At 62.7% G+C, this 16,236-nt stretch carries 15 protein-coding genes; 5 read left to right on the top strand and 10 right to left on the bottom strand.

The features are described 5' to 3' along the window. Window positions 1-68 precede the first annotated feature (68 nt). The 4 genes from PQR67_RS01810 to PQR67_RS01795 form a co-directional block, all read right to left on the bottom strand. Window positions 69-1,991, bottom strand: coding sequence for a dipeptide ABC transporter ATP-binding protein (locus PQR67_RS01810; RefSeq protein ID WP_408453617.1), 1,923 nt, complete (start codon window positions 1,989-1,991; stop codon window positions 69-71). 99 nt (window positions 1,992-2,090) lie between these two features. After that, window positions 2,091-3,071: an isoaspartyl peptidase/L-asparaginase family protein gene (locus PQR67_RS01805; protein ID WP_408453614.1), complete on the bottom strand. Its 981-nt coding sequence runs from the start codon at window positions 3,069-3,071 to the stop codon at window positions 2,091-2,093. Next, window positions 3,068-4,033 (bottom strand): MurR/RpiR family transcriptional regulator, encoded by a 966-nt coding sequence (locus PQR67_RS01800; RefSeq protein ID WP_408453612.1) that lies wholly within the window; start codon window positions 4,031-4,033, stop codon window positions 3,068-3,070. The genes PQR67_RS01805 and PQR67_RS01800 overlap by 4 nt, the downstream gene beginning before the upstream one ends. Before the next feature lie 165 nt (window positions 4,034-4,198). After that, complete coding sequence (locus PQR67_RS01795; RefSeq protein ID WP_408453609.1) at window positions 4,199-5,455, bottom strand: MFS transporter; 1,257 nt, start codon at window positions 5,453-5,455, stop codon at window positions 4,199-4,201. A gap of 89 nt (window positions 5,456-5,544) precedes the next feature. Between PQR67_RS01795 and PQR67_RS01790 the strand changes: the two genes are divergently transcribed. Next, on the top strand, window positions 5,545-6,255 hold the full coding sequence (locus PQR67_RS01790) for a pseudouridine synthase (RefSeq protein ID WP_408453606.1): 711 nt from the start codon (window positions 5,545-5,547) through the stop codon (window positions 6,253-6,255). Between the two features lie 168 nt (window positions 6,256-6,423). After that, a complete protein-coding gene (locus tag PQR67_RS01785) occupies window positions 6,424-6,612 on the top strand; it encodes a hypothetical protein (RefSeq protein ID WP_408453603.1) in 189 nt (62 codons plus the stop codon). Window positions 6,613-6,630: 18 nt separating this feature from the next. Here the strand turns inward: PQR67_RS01785 and PQR67_RS01780 are convergent, their stop codons facing one another. After that, on the bottom strand, window positions 6,631-7,662 hold the full coding sequence (locus tag PQR67_RS01780) for an NAD-dependent epimerase/dehydratase family protein (RefSeq protein WP_408453600.1): 1,032 nt from the start codon (window positions 7,660-7,662) through the stop codon (window positions 6,631-6,633). A gap of 100 nt (window positions 7,663-7,762) precedes the next feature. On the opposite strand from PQR67_RS01780, the gene PQR67_RS01775 reads away from it, so the two are divergent. From PQR67_RS01775 to PQR67_RS01765, 3 genes are all read left to right on the top strand, one after another. Then, entirely contained in the window at window positions 7,763-8,794 is a 1,032-nt protein-coding gene (locus PQR67_RS01775; RefSeq protein WP_408453597.1) for a CDP-6-deoxy-delta-3,4-glucoseen reductase, read from the top strand. A 375-nt stretch (window positions 8,795-9,169) separates the two neighbouring features. Next, the gene (locus PQR67_RS01770) at window positions 9,170-10,354 is read left to right on the top strand and encodes an acetylornithine transaminase (protein WP_408453595.1); all 1,185 of its coding nucleotides are present in this window, start codon (window positions 9,170-9,172) and stop codon (window positions 10,352-10,354) included. A gap of 18 nt (window positions 10,355-10,372) precedes the next feature. Next, window positions 10,373-10,840, top strand: coding sequence for a GNAT family acetyltransferase (locus tag PQR67_RS01765; RefSeq protein ID WP_408453593.1), 468 nt, complete (start codon window positions 10,373-10,375; stop codon window positions 10,838-10,840). Between the two features lie 93 nt (window positions 10,841-10,933). Here PQR67_RS01765 and PQR67_RS01760 read toward each other — a convergent pair whose 3' ends face one another. The 5 genes from PQR67_RS01760 to PQR67_RS01740 form a co-directional block, all read right to left on the bottom strand. Then, window positions 10,934-11,650 carry an ABC transporter ATP-binding protein gene (locus PQR67_RS01760; RefSeq protein ID WP_093638918.1) on the bottom strand — a complete coding sequence of 239 codons (717 nt, stop codon included), beginning with the start codon at window positions 11,648-11,650 and terminating at the stop codon, window positions 10,934-10,936. Further along, window positions 11,650-12,450 (bottom strand): ABC transporter ATP-binding protein, encoded by an 801-nt coding sequence (locus tag PQR67_RS01755; protein ID WP_408453591.1) that lies wholly within the window; start codon window positions 12,448-12,450, stop codon window positions 11,650-11,652. The genes PQR67_RS01760 and PQR67_RS01755 overlap by 1 nt, the downstream gene beginning before the upstream one ends. 18 nt (window positions 12,451-12,468) lie before the next feature. Further along, on the bottom strand, window positions 12,469-13,638 hold the full coding sequence (locus PQR67_RS01750) for an ABC transporter permease subunit (protein ID WP_408453588.1): 1,170 nt from the start codon (window positions 13,636-13,638) through the stop codon (window positions 12,469-12,471). A 13-nt stretch (window positions 13,639-13,651) separates the two neighbouring features. Beyond that, a complete protein-coding gene (locus PQR67_RS01745) occupies window positions 13,652-14,602 on the bottom strand; it encodes a branched-chain amino acid ABC transporter permease (protein WP_408453586.1) in 951 nt (316 codons plus the stop codon). A 230-nt stretch (window positions 14,603-14,832) separates the two neighbouring features. Then, on the bottom strand, window positions 14,833-16,032 hold the full coding sequence (locus PQR67_RS01740; protein WP_408453585.1) for a branched-chain amino acid ABC transporter substrate-binding protein: 1,200 nt from the start codon (window positions 16,030-16,032) through the stop codon (window positions 14,833-14,835). Window positions 16,033-16,236 lie beyond the last annotated feature (204 nt).

Genomic DNA, 16,236 nt, shown 5'->3' with positions numbered 1-16,236 from the left:
GTATTGACTCAAATTCGGACTCAAATCCGGACTCCAATTCGGGCCTGCATTCAGACTTGCGCTCGCGTCTAGTACGCGCCGCCGACCCGATGCTGAGCCACGAAATGATCCGGTCCCACCGCAATCAGCGGCGCCACGAGCGGTTCGTCGTTCAGCGCGCGAATCGGGCTCGGAATCTCGTCGGCGGCGAGCATGCGTTTGGCGTGACGGCGCGCCGGATCGGCGACCGGCACCGCGCCCATCAGCTTCTTCGTATAGGGATGCTGCGGCGCTTCGAACACCGCGCGGCGCGGACCGATCTCGACGATCTGACCGAGATACATCACCGCCACGCGATGGCTGACGCGCTCCACCACGGCCATGTCATGCGAAATGAACAGATACGCAACACCCAACTCGCGCTGCAGATCAAGCATCAGGTTGACGATCTGCGCCTGCACGGAGACGTCCAGTGCGGAGACGGATTCGTCGGCGATCACGACCTTCGGGTTCAATGCTAGCGCACGCGCAATCGCGATACGCTGCCGTTGGCCACCCGAAAATTCGTGCGGATAGCGGCGCGCGGCTTCACGCGGCAAGCCAACCTTGTCGAGCAGCCACGCAACGCGCGCCTGTGCTTCTTCGCCTTGAGCAACGCCGTGCACGAGCAGCGGCTCCATGATCGAAAAGCCGACCGTCAGACGCGGATTCAGCGATGCGAACGGATCCTGGAAAATAAACTGAATATCGCGGCGCAGCGCTTGCAGCGCAGGGCCGGTGAGCGAGCTGATTTCCTTGCCGTCGAATTCGATCGAACCGCTCTGGCTTTCGACCAGGCGCAGCAATGAACGACCCGTGGTCGATTTGCCGCAACCCGATTCGCCGACCAGCGCCAGCGTCTCGCCGGGACGCAGATCGAAACTGACCTTCTCAACCGCATGCACGCGACCCGTCAGGCGTCCGAACACACCGCTCTTGACCGGAAAACGTGTGACCAGATCACGCACGCGCAAAATCGGCGGCGTGCTCTCGTGGATCAACGGTTGCGATTCTTCGGCGACCGCAGCAGCGGGACGCACGGCTTCATCGGTGCCATTCAAGGCGGCCTGTTCGACAGTCAGAATCGGAAACTTGGCGGGCTGATCGGTGCCCTCCATTGCGCCAAGACGCGGCACCGCTGCGAGCAAGGCTTTCGTATAGGGATGAGAAGGCGCGGCGAACAGCGTATCCGAAGCCCCCTCTTCCACCTTTTCGCCGCGATACATCACCAGCACGCGATCGGCCACTTCGGCGACCACACCCATGTCGTGCGTGATGAAGATCACGCCCATGTTCATCTCGTCCTGCAGGCCGCGAATCAATTGCAGGATCTGCGCCTGGATCGTGACGTCGAGCGCCGTGGTGGGCTCGTCGGCGATCAACAGTGCGGGTTTGCACGACAGCGCCATCGCGATCATCACGCGTTGGCGCATGCCGCCCGATAGCTGATGCGGAAAACGTGCCGCCACCCGGCGCGCTTCCGGAATCCGCACGAGTTCGAGCAGGCGCACCGTTTCGGCGTGCGCGGCAGAACGGCTCTTGCCCTGATGCAAGGCAATCGCTTCGCTGATCTGATCGCCGACCGTGAACACCGGATTGAGCGAGGTCATCGGCTCCTGGAAAATCATCGCGATGTCGGCGCCGCGAATCGAGCGCATCGTGCCGGACGACGCTTTCGCAAGGTCGAGCACGCTGCCGTCGCGGCGCCGGAAAGCGATGCTGCCGCCGGCAAGGCGCCCACCGCCATGCTCGACCAGCCGCATCAACGCGAGCGATGTGACCGATTTGCCCGAACCTGATTCGCCGACGATCGCCAGCGTCTCGCCCCGCTCGACCGTCAGCGAGAGATTGCGCACCGCGTTGAAGGTCTTGTCGCCGCTGCGAAACGCGACCGACAGATCGTCGACCGCGAGCACGCGTTGCGGCGGCAAGGTTTCGATAAGCGGACGGGCTGTGTGCGATGAAGTCGGCACGATGGTTCCTTTTGTTTCGGACGCGGCTAACAGTGGTTCAAGCGAAAACTCAAACGAAAATTCAAGCGGCAGTTCGTGCCGCGGCGCAACGAGACAGCCTTAGCGATAAATCGCCGTCACCGGCGTCTCGCCGATTCGCGCGAAGCCGCGATACATCCCATCGGTATTGAAAGGCAGCGTGATGTTGCCGCGCGCATCGACGGCGACCAGACCGCCACGTCCGTCGATCTTCGGCAAACGGTTCATCACCACGTCGTGCGCCGCTTCTTCCAGCGAGACGTTGCGGTATGCCATCTGCGCCGCGACGTCGTACGCGGCCACCATGCGCATGAACATCTCGCCGGAGCCGGTGGTCGAGACCGCGCAGGTTGCGTCGTCCGCATAGCAGCCCGCGCCGATCAGCGGCGTATCGCCGACCCGGCCGACCTGCTTGTTGGTGACGCCGCCCGTCGACGTGGCAGCCGCGACGTGGCCATGCTGATCGAGCGCGACCGCGCCGACGGTGCCGAACTTGCGATTCGGATCAATCGGTTCGTGCGGCGTGGGATCGTCATTCTTTGCGGCCAGCGTTGCGCCGTCGTGATCGAGCATGGCGCGTTGCTGACCGCGCGCGAGTTGCCATTGGCGATGACGCGCTTCGGTGTGGAAATACTCGGGCTCGACGAATTCCAGTCCTTGCGCGGCGGCGAACGCTTCCGCGCCTTCGCCAGTGAACAGCACGTGCTCGCTGCGTTCGAGCACGCGGCGCGCCGCCAGAATCGGATTGCGCAGGCGGGTCACGCAGCAGATCGCGCCGGCTTCGAGCGTGCTGCCGTCCATGATGGCCGCGTCGAGTTCATGCGTGCCGGCCGCCGTGTAGACCGCGCCGCGGCCCGCGTTGAAGAGCGGGCAATCTTCAAGCAGGCGCACGGCTTCGCTGACGGCGTCGAGCGCGCTGCCGCCGTCGGCGAGTACCCGCTGGCCCGCGCTCAGCACGGCATGCAAGGCGGCGTGGTACTCGGCTTCGGCGCTGGCCGACATCGACGCGCGCAGGATCGTGCCTGCCCCGCCGTGAATGGCAATGACTGCGTTGGAGTTCATTTCTTGGCTTTGGTAGTACGGGTGGTACGGATAGCGGTGCGCACGGGCAACTCGCTTGTGCCGGCGACCGCGGCTTGCGGATCGGTGAGCCACGGCAGCACGAATTCGGTGACTTCGGCGGCGGCCTTCACCGAGCGTTTCGCCCGGTAGGCAATGGCGTCGCACAGCGCTTCGATCACGGCCAGCACGGCCGCATCGGCATTGGCCGCGAGCCGCCGCTCGGAGCGGATGTAGAGCGCGAGATCGGCGAATTGCGCGAGCGGCGAATGCGGGCCGTCGGTCAGTGCAAGTACGCGTGCCCCGCGGCTTGCCGCGCGCCGCGCGAGTTCGATCGTGTCTTCGACATAACGCGGAAACGCGATCCCGATCACCAGATCGCCTTCATTCGAAGCGAACAGGCGCCGCGCGGCATGCGACGGTCCGCCGACGAACGCTAGCGACTGCACATTGTCGTGATACGGCATCAGACCGTGTTCCATCAGGCCGGCGAGGAACGCGCTCGAGCCCGCGCCGAGCACGAAGACACGACGCGCGGAGACGATCGCTTCCACGGCGGCCTCGGCAGCGGCACTGTCGATCGCGGAACGCGTGGATTGCAGATTGGTTGTGGCCTGCTCGAGCAACGCGTCGATCAGATCGTCGCCGGAAGCAAGCGATTCCTGCGCGCTGCGCAGCCGCTCGACCGGCGCGAGCGTCGCTTCGAAGCCGCGTACCAGCGCTTCACGAAACTGCGGATAACCGTCGAAGCCGAGCGCGCGAGCGAAGCGATTCGCCGTCGCCACCGATGCCCCGACCACGCTCGCCAGTTCGTCGATGCGCATGGTCGCCGCGCGGAACAGATTCGCCAGCACGTAGTCGCCCATGCGCCGATGAATCGGCGTGAGGGTCGGCATCGCTGCGGCGATGCGCGCGGCGATGGCCTGCTCGGCAGGGTTGGAAGCAAGGGACGAGTGATGAATCATGCGAGCGAGCCGGCCGCTGCAACGCCGCGGCTGTAATCAAAATGAATGAAAGTATATTTACATAGAAATCGTCCAGGAAAAAATTCATTTTCATTTTCGAGGGTTTTCACGGATAACCGCACGCATCGTCGGCACGCCACGCGATCGTTCGATGAAAACCGGTTTTCATTGCGCGACTGCCGCGCCCTCCGGAATGTTCACGAGCCGGGCCGCCGGCGACATCACGATAATCAACGCCTGCACGAGGAAGGCCGCTGCAGCCGCGACCAGGCAGGCATCCATCCCCCAGCGCGCGCTGATCGCCGCGCCGAGCAACGCGCCCAGCGGCCGCGCGCCGAAGGTCGCGGTGCTGTTGAGCGCCGAGACGCGCCCCATCATCCGTTGAGGCGTAATCGCCTGACGCAGCGTGGTCGAACCGACCACCCACAGAATCGGTCCGGCGCCGAGCAGGAAGAAGCTCAGCATCGCCAGCCAGAACGACGGCGTGACGATCGTCGCCACCATCACGAGCGAGGCGAGCAAACCGCACGACGGTCCGATGATCAGCACGCGGCCGAACACGAGGCGCCGCGCAATGGCCGGTGCGGCGAGCGCGCCGCACACCATGCCGACGCCGTACGCGCCGAGTGTCACGCCGACCATCGACGCACTCAATCCCAGGCGATGCACGGCGTACGGCACATACACCGCTTGCAGCACGAAGAAGCCAAGATTGAAGAAGATCGCGGTGGCGAACATCGGACGCAACAGCGCGTCGCGCAGCACGAAGCGTGTACCGTCGCGCAGTTCCAGCAGGAAGTGACGCTGGGGAGCGGCCGCTCGCGGCGGTTCGCGCAGCCCCGCGAGCAACGCGACGGCCAGCGCCGACAGCCCCGCCGCGCAGCCATACGCCCATCCCGCGCCGATCCAGCCGACCAGCAGCCCGCCAAGCGCCGGCCCCGCCGAATACGCGACACTGCGCGCGAGTTCGAGCCGGCCGTTCGCCTGGGCATACGCCTCGCGCGGCACGATCGCGGGCACCAGCGAAGGCGCCGCGACGTTGTACGCCACCGTGCCGGTCGCGGCAATGAAGCCGAGCGCGGCGAGCAGCGGCAAGCTCAGCGAATGCGTCATCACAAGCAGCAGCACGCACAGCATCGCGACCACGCGCACGCTTTCGGCGAGCGTCATCAAGGTGCGGCGCGAGCGGCGGTCGGCCCAGACGCCGAGCGGAATCGACAGCAACAGGAACGGCAGCGTCTGCGCCGTTTGCAACAGGCCGGTCTCGCGCGCGCCGGCGCCGAGCGCGAACACGGCGACGAGCGGTGCGGCGGCGAGACTGATCTGCTCGGCGGATTGCGCGACCAGATTCGACCAGGCGAGCCGCTGGAATGCGGCCGGCAGTCGAGTCGCGGATGAAGACGATGAGAATGTGGCGTGCATCGATGAACTCCTGCGCTGTAACGTGGGGAGACCATCGTGGCCGCTATGGCGCGGCGCTCCGCTTCTTGCGGTGTTATTCTTCGCTCGCCATGAATCTCGAAAGCATCCTCTTCACTCAAGGTTTCGGCTCGCGCCGCCAATGCCGGGCGCTGATCGGCGACGGCCGCGTGAGTATCCGCGGCTCAGTCTGCGCCGATGCCGACGCCGATTTTCCGACCCATGACGGCACGTTCTGCTTCAGTGTGGACGAGGTCGTCTGGCCGTATCGCGAGCACGCCTACCTGCTGCTGAACAAGCCCGCCGGCTACGAATGCTCGCGCGATCCGCAGCATCATCTGAGCGTGTTCGGCCTGCTGCCGCCGCAGTTCGCCGAACGTGGCGTGCAATGCGTGGGCCGCCTCGATCAGGACACCACCGGCCTTCTGCTGCTCTCCGACGACGGCAAGTTCGTTCACATGTTCACGTCGCCGAAACGCAAAGTGCCGAAGCTGTATATCGCGACCACGCGGCATCCCATCGACGACACGCAACTGAGTGCCTTGCGCAACGGTGTCCTGCTGCACGGCGAGCCCAAACCGATCGCCGCCGTCGACGCAGAGGCGCGCGGCGAGCACGCGCTCGCCCTCACCGTGATGGAAGGCAAGTATCACCAGGTCAAGCGGATGATCGCGGCAGCCGGCAACCGCTGCGAAGCGCTGCATCGCGAGCGGATCGGCGGACTCGCCTTGCCCGCGACGCTCGCTGAAGGCGCATGGCAATGGCTGGACGAAACGGACCTCGGATCTTTACGGAGCGGGTAAACCGGTAGGTCCCCTTTAAGGCCTTGATGCGTCAGAAGAATCGTATGCGAGACCGCATACGGACCTTGAAGGACACCCAATTACACGCTGCGGCGCAGCATGCTCTTCCTTACAAGTCGCCCTATACTCGTTTAAACAAAGACTACAAAGGGTTCAAGGAGGGGCGCCATGGTCACCCACGACACCATCTCGATCTCGTATGTGATGATCGCTTTCGTGTGTCTCGGTCTGGTTCTGATCGGCGGACTGCTGGTCATGATGCGGCTGCGGCACACATATCATCCGAACCTGATCGGCGCGCTGATCGGCGCCATGCTGTGTTTCCTGTTGCTGGAGGCGTTGCCGGCGCTGACGTAAGCCTGCGAAGGCGAGCGCCTACGGAGCCGGGTGCAGGAAATCCTCGACGCTCGGATATCGCAGGCGCACGTGCAGCTCCGCTTTGAGGCGCCGGTTCACCAGGCGCCTCGATTCACGCATGAAGGACAGCAAGGTCGGCTCGATCTGCTGCTCCGCCTGCGCACGCGTGATGCGCGGCGCGCGCTCGAGGCCGAACGCATCGGCCACCACATCGAAGTATTCCCCCATTTTCAGCGACGTATCGTCGGACGCGTGGATCACGCGCCCCGGCCGCCCGTGCGTGGCGAGGCGCACGAGGATCGCAGCGAGGTCGTCGGCATGGATATGGTTGGTGTAGACGTCGTCGGCGTCGATCAAAGCGGGTGTGCGCTTTTCCAGCCGCGCGAGCGGAAGACGGTTGCTCGCGTAGATGCCAGGAATTCGCGCGATGCTGGCCGCGACCACGCCTCGCGCGGTGGCGCGCCGCAATTGCCGCTCGGCCGAGACACGGCGTTTGGCACGCGCATTGGCTGGCTGAGATGCACGCGTCTCGTCGATCCACGCGCCGCCACAATCGCCGTAGACGCCTGTCGTGCTCGCATACACCAATTTCACCGGCGCCTGCTGAGCGGCGGTCCGGCGTACCCTGTCGGGTACAATATTGGCTGCTTCAGATTCAGCCCACAAGGCACTCAGGTTGCGCAACCCGCGGCGTAGCCGCCCCACCGGCGCCACCGTGCCGCGCGCGGCACGCAGTGACCGATCGCGGCGCGCGCTCAGGGTAGCGAGCAGCGCACGGGTACGGCGGTCGTCGTCGCCGGTCTTTTGCGGCGGCGCGAGATGCAGCACCGTTTGCGCCAGGCCGGCAAGCCGTTTCAGGCTGCGGCGTGCGTCGAGATCGCCGACCAGCGGCGTGACCCCGGCGGCACGCAATTCAGCACTGCGTTCGGTGTGGCTGGTGAGCGCGAAAACATGCGCGCGTGACCGCAGCAAGGGCACGCAGCGCATACCAACGTCACCGCAGCCAACTATCAATACGCGCGGCCGGCGTAAATTTCGTGTCGCTTTCATGGTGGACGCATTGTAGCCGTCAAGCATGGCAGGTACCGCACAGTTGAACCAGCGGGTCCGATAACGATTACCGACTTTTTCGATTTCGAACACTCACTCTATGGCATTTAACGTCACGCTCCGGCAAAGCGGCCGGCAGTTTCAGGTAGAACAGGACGAACCGGTCCTGATCGCGGCATTGCGGCAAGGCATCGGCCTGCCGTACGGCTGCAAGAACGGCGCCTGCGGCTCCTGCAAAGGCACCGTGATCAGCGGTCAGGTCGAACAGCGTCAGCATTCGTCCTCGGCCCTGTCGAACGACGAGAAAACCCGCGGCATGGCGCTCCTCTGCTGTGCAACGGCATGCTCCGATCTCGAAGTGGATATCCGCGAAGTGGCCGGCGTGGGCGACGTGCAGGTCAAGAAACTGCCGTGCCGCGTGAACGCCGTCGAGCGCAAGGCCGACGACGTCGTCGTGCTGAAGCTGCAACTGCCCGCCAACGAACGTCTTCAATATCTGGCCGGCCAATACCTCGAATTCATCCTGAAGGATGGCAAGCGCCGCAGCTATTCGATGGCGAGCGCGCCGCACTCGGAAGGCCCGATCGAGTTGCACATCCGCCACATGCCCGGTGGCGCGTTCACGGATCACGTCTTCTCTGCGATGAAGGAACGCGACATCCTGCGCTTCGAAGCCCCGCTCGGCACCTTCTTCCTGCGTGAAGATTCGGACAAGCCGATCGTGCTGCTCGCTTCGGGCACGGGCTTCGCGCCGCTGAAGGCGATTGTCGAACACGCGGTGTTCAAGAATCTGAACCGGCCCATGACGCTCTACTGGGGCGCACGCCGCAAGAAAGACCTGTACCTGCTCGATCTGGCCGAGCAGTGGGCTCGCGAGATTCCGAACTTCAAGTTCGTGCCGGTGCTGTCGGAACCGGACGCGGGCGACGCGTGGACGGGCCGGGTCGGCTTCGTGCATCGCGCGGTAATCGAGGATCTGCCGGACCTGTCGCCGTATCAGGTGTACGCGTGCGGCGCACCGGTGATGGTCGAGTCGGCACAACGCGATTTCACCCAGCATCACGGTCTGCCGGAAGACGAGTTCTACGCGGATTCCTTCACCAGCGCAGCGGATCTGGCGAACGCCGTTTGACGCGATGAATGGGTTTGACTGCACGCCTTTCAACCCATTCATCAAACCGAAACAGGCACGCTGGCAGACTTGCATAAATCCGCGTTGACGCGAATTTGTGCAAATTCATGGTTTACACCAGCGCTTTTCTTGTCGTATTCTTTCGCGCATGAACCGCATCCAGTCCGAACTTCGACGTCGCCGCTCGCCGCTCCCTTAGGGGTGCCGCTGGCTTCGTCACGGATTCGCGCCGAACAACGGTGCAAGCAGTTCGAATCATGAAAGCCACGGCATGCCGTGGCTTTTTTGTTTGCGTTTTTTGTTCTCACCGGCCACTGCTTCATTTGAGGCCAACCGCTCACTCACCCTTCACCCCGCTGTCTGGAGCTTGCCGTCATGAATTTCAATGAGTACCCGATCGAGTCGCTGATGTACATCACGAACCGGCCCGAAATCGTTTTCACGCACGGCAAGGGCTCGTGGCTCTACGACAATAACGGCAAGCGATATCTGGATTTCATCCAGGGTTGGGCGGTCAACAGCCTCGGCCATTGCAACGACGGCATGATCGAAGCGCTGAACAAGCAGGCGCAACTGCTGCTCAATCCGTCGCCGGCGTTCTACAACGAACCGATGGCGAAACTCGCGGGCCTGCTCACGCAGCACAGCTGTTTCGACAAGGTGTTCTTCGCGAACAGCGGCGCCGAAGCCAACGAAGGCGCGATCAAGCTCGCGCGCAAGTGGGGCAAGAAATTCAAGGACGGCGCGTTCGAAATCATCACGTTCGATCACAGCTTCCATGGCCGCACGCTCGCCACCATGTCCGCCAGCGGCAAGCCGGGCTGGGACACGATCTACGCTCCGCAGGTGCCGGGCTTCCCGAAGGCGGATCTGAACGACATCGCGTCGGTTGAAAAGCTGATCAACTCGAAGACCGTCGCGGTGATGCTCGAGCCGATTCAGGGCGAAGGCGGCGTGATTCCCGCCACCCGCGAGTTCATGCAGCAACTGCGCGCGCTGACCAAAGAGCACAACCTGCTGCTGATCGTCGACGAAGTGCAAAGCGGTTGTGGCCGTGCCGGCACGCTGTTCGCCTACGAACTGGCGGGTATCGAACCCGACATCATGACGCTCGGCAAGGGCATCGGCGGCGGTGTGCCGCTCGCGGCGCTGCTGGCGAAAGCTGAAATCGCCGTGTTCGAGGCAGGCGACCAGGGGGGGACGTACAACGGCAATCCGCTGATGACCGCGGTCGGCTACTCGGTGATCTCGCAACTGACCGCGCCGGGCTTCCTCGAAGGCGTGCGCGCGCGTGGCGAATATCTGCGCGCCAGGTTGCTCGAATTGTCGGAAGAACGCGGTTTCGAAGGCGAACGTGGTGAAGGCTTGCTGCGCGCCCTGCTGCTCGGCAAGGACATCGGCAATCAGATCGTCGAGAAGGCGCGCGTGATGCAACCCGATGGCCTGCTGCTGAACGCGGCGCGTCCGAACCTGCTGCGCTTCATGCCGGCGCTGAACGTCACGAACGAAGAAATCGACCAGATGATGGCGATGCTACGTTCGATTCTCGACACGCTGTAAGCCCCCAGGAAAGCGCGTATGACGACGACCGAAACGTTATCGATCCGCCGCTTCGAAGCGAGCGACACCGATGCCGTGGTCGCGCTATGGCTAGAAGCGTTCCCGGAGTACCGGGACGTGACAAGGCCGCAGCGCAATCCGCATCTGTCGATCGCCAACAAGCTGGCGACGCAGCCGGAACTGTTCTTTGTCGCGGTGTTCGGCGAGCGCATCGTCGGCACGGTGATGGGCGGCTACGACGGACATCGAGGCTGGCTGTATTCGCTGGCGGTGGATGAATCGCTGCGTCGTCACGGTGTCGGCACGCGACTGGTCGCGCATGTCGAAACCGCGTTGACCGAACGTGGATGCCCGAAGCTGAACTTGCAGGTACTGTCCGCCAAGGCCGACGTGCGCGCGTTTTACGAGGCACTCGGTTATCGCGCGGATGCCGTGATCAGTCTCGGCAAACGTCTCGGCGAACTGGCGGAAACGCCGGCAGCTTAAACGCCAAGGCAGGCGCCTGAATAGAGAAAGGCCGCATGCGCGATTCAAGCGCATGCGGCCTTTTTTGCAGCCTATAAGCAAACCTGGTCCAGCTTATTCACCCAGATACGCTGCCCGCACCTTCGGATCGTCGAGCATCTGCTTCGCGTCGCCGGACATCGTCACCAGGCCCGAGTCCATCACGTAGCCACGGTTTGCCGCCTGCAACGCGAGACGCGCGTTCTGCTCGACCAGCAGCACGGTCATGCCTTCGGCCGAAATCGCCCGCACCACTTCGAAGATCTTCTCGACCATGATCGGCGACAGACCCATCGACGGCTCATCCAGCAACAACAGCTTAGGCTTGCTGATAATCGCGCGCGCCATTGCCAGCATCTGCTGTTCGCCGCCCGAGAGCGTGCCCGCGTATTGCGTGGCCCGTTCTTTCAGGCGCGGGAAAAAGCCGAACATGCGATCGACGTCCGCCTTGATGGCGTCCGTATCGTTGCGCAGATACGCACCCATCTGCATGTTCTCGACGATCGACATGCGCGAGAAAATACCGCGGCCTTCCGGCACCATCGCCAGACCGCGCTTGAGCAGTTCGTGCGCCGGGATGCCCTTGATCGACTCACCCATGTACTCGATGTCGCCTGCCGAGTACGGCTTCAGACCCGTGATCGCCTTCATCGTCGTGGTCTTGCCCGCGCCGTTCGCACCGATCAGCGTGACCAGTTCGCCCTGCGCGACTTCGAGGTCGATGCCCTTGACTGCCTGGATGCCGCCGTAATTGACCTGCAGGCCCTTGATTTTCAACATTGCCGTTGCCATTAGTGGACCCCCGCACCCAGATAAGCTTCGATCACCTTCGGATCCTTCTGCACGTCTGACGGCAGACCTTGCGCAATCACCTTGCCGTAGTCGAGCACCGTCATCTGGTTGCACAGACCCATCACCAGTTTCACGTCGTGCTCGATCAGCAGGATCGTCTTGCCGTCGCTGCGGATCTTGTCGAGCAGCTTGGTCAGCTCGACCTTTTCCGTTGCGTTCATGCCGGCAGCCGGTTCGTCGAGTGCGAGCAGCTTCGGATCCGTTGCCAATGCGCGCGCGATTTCCAGACGACGCTGGTGACCGTACGACAGGTTGCGCGACGTGTAGTCCGCGTACTGTGCAATGCCGACGTATTCCAGCAATTCGATTGCGCGCTCCTTGATTTCACGCTCTTCCTTGCGCTCGGCGGGCGTCTGGAACACCGCGCCCAGCAACCCGTGCTTCGTGCGCACATGACGCCCGACCATCACGTTTTCCAGCGCGGTCATGCCGCCGAACAAACGGATGTTCTGGAACGTACGCGCAATCCCCGCCTTCGCCACCTGATAGACGGCGGTCGGCGTGTATGCCGTATCGTCGAGTTTGAACTCGCCCGAATCCGGCGTGTACAGACCGGTGATCACGTTGAAGAAGGTCGTCTTGCCGGCGCCGTTCGGGCCGATCAGGCCGTAAATCTGGCCCGATTTGATCTGCAGGCCGACATCGGACAGCGCCTGCAAGCCGCCGAAGCGCTTGTTCACGCCTTTCACCGACAGGCGGATCTGGTCGCTGCCCACGCCGTTGTTTAGTTTATCGCTCATATGATTTCTCCCCGGGCCTCAGGCGCGCACCGGCTTCTTGCCGCTACGCTTCGCCAGTTTCGCAATCTTGTCTTCGTGCTTCGGCGCCGGCCACAGGCCTTCCGAGCGGTACAGCATGATCACGACCATCGCGAGGCCGTACAGCAGCTGACGGATCACTTCCGTATCGACGATTTCGTGCCCGAAGATCGCGTTCTGCAGCGGACCCATCGTCGAACGCAGGAATTCCGGGAACACCGAAAGCAGCACCGCACCCAGAATCACACCCGGGATGTGACCCATGCCGCCGAGCACCACGCACGCCAGCACCACGACCGATTCCCAGAACGTGAACGATTCCGGCGACACGAAGCCCTGGAACGAACCGAACATCGCACCCGACAAACCGCCGAACGACGCACCCATCGCGAAAGCCAGCAGCTTCACGTTACGAGTGTTGATGCCCATCGCCTTGGCGGCGATTTCGTCTTCACGGATCGCGGCCCATGCGCGGCCAATACGGGAGTGCTGCAGGCGCGTACAGACCCAGATCACCAGCAGCGAACACAGCACAAACAGGTAGTAGTACAAGTACACCGACGGGAACTGCATACCGAACAGCGAATGCGTCTGCGCGAGGCTGAAGCCACCTACCGACACCGGATCGATCCCCGTGATCCCCTTCGGACCATTGGTGATGTTCACCGGACGGTCGAGGTTATTCATGAAGATCCGCACGATTTCCCCGAAGCCCAGGGTCACGATCGCGAGGTAGTCGCCACGCAGACGCAAGGTCGGCGCACCGAGCAGGATCCCGAAGGTCGCGGCGAGCCCCATCGCGATCGGCACGATGATCCAGATCGGCGCATGCAGGCCGCCCGGGAACAGATGCGCGATCCACTCGAACTGCGAGGTCAGGTGCGGCGAAGACAGCAAAGCCGCGACGTACGCGCCGATTGCATAGAACGCGATGTAGCCCAAGTCGAGCAGGCCGGCGAAGCCGACCACCACGTTCAGGCCCAGCGCGAGCATCACGTACAGCATCGCGAAGTCGAGCACGCGGACCCAGTAGTTGCCGCCGGCCGCGCCAATGATCATCGGCGCCGCGATCACGAAGATCGCGGTGATGATGCCGACGGTCAGCGTCTTCGTCATGTTCTTTTCGGGGATGAGCGTCGTGGACGGCTCGATCGGTTGAATTGAGGTCATGTCTGTTTACTCCTTATGCTCGATCCGCAACACGTTCGCCCAACAGGCCCGACGGACGGAACACCAGCACGATGATCAGCACGATGAATGCGAACACGTCCTGATAGTTACTGCCGAACACACCACCCGTGAGATTGCCGATATACCCCGCCCCCAACTGCTCGATCAGGCCGAGCAGCACGCCGCCCACCATCGCCCCGCCGAGATTGCCGATCCCGCCCAGCACCGCCGCGGTAAAGGCCTTCAACCCTGGGATGAAGCCCATATAGAAGTGTGCGTTGCCGTATTCGGACGCGATCATCACACCGGCGAGAGCGGCCAGCGCCGAGCCGATCATGAAGGTCGCCGAAATCACGAAGTTCGGGTTCACGCCCATCAGGCTGGCGACGCCCGGGTTCTCGGCGATCGCACGCATCGCGCGGCCCAGCTTGGTCTTGTGAACCAGCAGCAGCAGACCGCCCATCACGAGGAACGCCACCACGATGATCACGATTTCAGTCATCGAAATCACGGCGCCCGGCGTCGTGTCGGTGGCCTTGATCACGTTGATCGGGTCGGTGGGCAACAGCTGCGGGAACGGCAGCGGGTTGCGCGACCAGATCATCATCGCGAGGGTCTGCAGCAGGATCGACACGCCGATCGCGGTGATCAGCGGGGCGAGGCGCGGCGCTTTACGCAACGGCCGGTAGGCCACGCGCTCGATCGTGTAGCCGACGACAGCACACACGATCGCGGCGATGATCAGCGCGATGCATAGCGTCGGCACATTGCCGAGGCCGGGGAAGTGGTTCTGCAGCACGCCTATGGCTGAGAGCGCAACCATCGCGCCCACCATCAACACATCGCCATGCGCGAAGTTGATGATGCCCAAGATGCCGTAAACCATCGTATAGCCCAGTGCGATGATGGCGTAAACGCTGCCAAGCACCAGCCCGTTGAGGACCTGCTGGATGAAGATATCCATTTAATGCTCCTTAGCCCGTGCGACTGGATTCGCGTTCTTCATCAGCCGGTGGGCGGTGATGCGGTACGCCAATCTCAACGGCACTGCGGGTACTGATGTAAAAGACCGGTAAGGGTTATCCGCCGCCCGGTTCGTCCTACGACTGTGATGCAGCCGGGGACTCGCCAATGGCGGATGCAAAAACGGCACCGTTGGGTGGTTTCGGTGCCGTCAGGCTGTACGTCCCGTCATCACATCTTCACGACGTCGAGGACCGCTTTCTTGCCGTCCTTGAAGTCGTAAAGCGTAATGGCGCCCTCTTTCAAATCACCCTTGTCGTCGAACGCGATGTGGCCGATTACCCCGTTGTAATCGGTGGACGGCATCGCAGCCAGCACCTTGGGCGCCTCGATCGAATTGGCGCGCTTCATTGCATCGACAATCACGTACACAGCGTCATACGTGAACGGTGCGTAAATCTGCACCGGTGTGTGGAAGCGGTCCACGTACTTCTTTTCGAAGTCCGCTCCCTTGTCCATTTTCGAAAGCGCGAGTCCCGCCTCCGAACAGACCAGGTTTTGCACGGCGGTTCCCGCCAGCTCACCCACCTTGTCGGTACACACACCGTCGCCGCCAAGGATTTTTGCCCTGATACCGAGCGCCGCCGCCTGTTTGGTAAACGGCCCGCCCGTCGCGTCCATTCCGCCGAACATGATCACGTCCGGCTGAACACTTCTGATCTTTCTAAGGACGGCCTGAAACTCCGTAGCCCTGTCATTCGTGGCCTCGCGCGCAACGATCTTCGCGCCGCTCGCCTGTGCTGCTTTCGCGAACTCGTCGGCCAGTCCCTTACCGTATACGGTCGAATCGTCGACGATCGCGATGCGTTTCGCGCCGAGGACCTTCGTCGCGTAGTTGGCCAGCGCCGGCCCTTGCTGGGCATCCGTCGCGACCACCCGGTAAGTCGTCTTGAAACCTTGCTGCGTATATCCGGGGTTCGTCGACGAGGGCGAGATCTGCACGATTCCGGCGTCGCTATAGATCTTCGAGGCCGGAATCGAGACGCCCGAATTCAGGTGCCCGACCACGGCGACGACGTGATCCTCGACGAGCTTCTCAGCCACCGCCGTTCCCGTTTTCGGGTCCGCAGCATCGTCCTGCGCGTCGAGTTCCAACTGGATCTTGTGGCCGTCGATAGTCAAACCCTGCGTGTTGATTTCCTCGACCGCCAGACGCGCGCCGTTTTCATTGTCTTTGCCGAGATGTGCAATCGCGCCCGTCAATGGGGCCGCATGACCGATCTTCACGACAATCGCTTCGCTTGCCGGAGCCGCTGCCACTGTGGCAGCCGATGCACCGGATTCCGCCTCACCATCCTGTTTCTTGCCGCACGCGGTCAACATCGCAACCGCGGTCACGATGGACACGGTGTAAGCAAATTTGACTCGCATTAAGTAGGTCTCCCGCGCCTTGCAAAATCCATTGTTCGGGACCCGGAGGCCTTGAGAACGCGCGCATTGTAACTCCAATTATGCGACGCGCAATATTGTTGAAACGGTGGGGTTTTCCTGCATTGCAACCTTATTTTGAGAGAGAAATCCCACTGCAGGCGCAACCCGGTTGCGACTATTTTTCGTGCACCAGTTGCACCACCG

This window comes from Paraburkholderia fungorum (genome assembly GCF_046026025.1).
GTDB classification, from domain to species: domain Bacteria; phylum Pseudomonadota; class Gammaproteobacteria; order Burkholderiales; family Burkholderiaceae; genus Paraburkholderia; species Paraburkholderia fungorum_E.
The sequence above is the reverse complement of the archived record's forward strand: the minus strand, read 5'-3'. Positions and strand labels throughout refer to the sequence as shown.

Excerpts from the sequence above, each read along its gene's own strand:
- PQR67_RS01765 (WP_408453593.1), top strand. The coding sequence starts at position 10,373 with ATGACGACGACCGAAACGTTATCGATCCGCCGCTTCGAAGCGAGCGAC.
- PQR67_RS01740 (WP_408453585.1), bottom strand. The coding sequence starts at position 16,032 with ATGCGAGTCAAATTTGCTTACACCGTGTCCATCGTGACCGCGGTTGCG.
- PQR67_RS01795 (WP_408453609.1), bottom strand. The coding sequence starts at position 5,455 with ATGCACGCCACATTCTCATCGTCTTCATCCGCGACTCGACTGCCGGCC.
- PQR67_RS01790 (WP_408453606.1), top strand. The coding sequence starts at position 5,545 with ATGAATCTCGAAAGCATCCTCTTCACTCAAGGTTTCGGCTCGCGCCGC.
- PQR67_RS01770 (WP_408453595.1), top strand. The coding sequence starts at position 9,170 with ATGAATTTCAATGAGTACCCGATCGAGTCGCTGATGTACATCACGAAC.
- PQR67_RS01785 (WP_408453603.1), top strand. The coding sequence starts at position 6,424 with ATGGTCACCCACGACACCATCTCGATCTCGTATGTGATGATCGCTTTC.
- PQR67_RS01750 (WP_408453588.1), bottom strand. The coding sequence starts at position 13,638 with ATGACCTCAATTCAACCGATCGAGCCGTCCACGACGCTCATCCCCGAA.
- PQR67_RS01780 (WP_408453600.1), bottom strand. The coding sequence starts at position 7,662 with ATGAAAGCGACACGAAATTTACGCCGGCCGCGCGTATTGATAGTTGGC.
- PQR67_RS01775 (WP_408453597.1), top strand. The coding sequence starts at position 7,763 with ATGGCATTTAACGTCACGCTCCGGCAAAGCGGCCGGCAGTTTCAGGTA.
- PQR67_RS01805 (WP_408453614.1), bottom strand. The coding sequence starts at position 3,071 with ATGAACTCCAACGCAGTCATTGCCATTCACGGCGGGGCAGGCACGATC.
- PQR67_RS01755 (WP_408453591.1), bottom strand. The coding sequence starts at position 12,450 with ATGAGCGATAAACTAAACAACGGCGTGGGCAGCGACCAGATCCGCCTG.
- PQR67_RS01760 (WP_093638918.1), bottom strand. The coding sequence starts at position 11,650 with ATGGCAACGGCAATGTTGAAAATCAAGGGCCTGCAGGTCAATTACGGC.
- PQR67_RS01745 (WP_408453586.1), bottom strand. The coding sequence starts at position 14,602 with ATGGATATCTTCATCCAGCAGGTCCTCAACGGGCTGGTGCTTGGCAGC.
- PQR67_RS01800 (WP_408453612.1), bottom strand. The coding sequence starts at position 4,033 with ATGATTCATCACTCGTCCCTTGCTTCCAACCCTGCCGAGCAGGCCATC.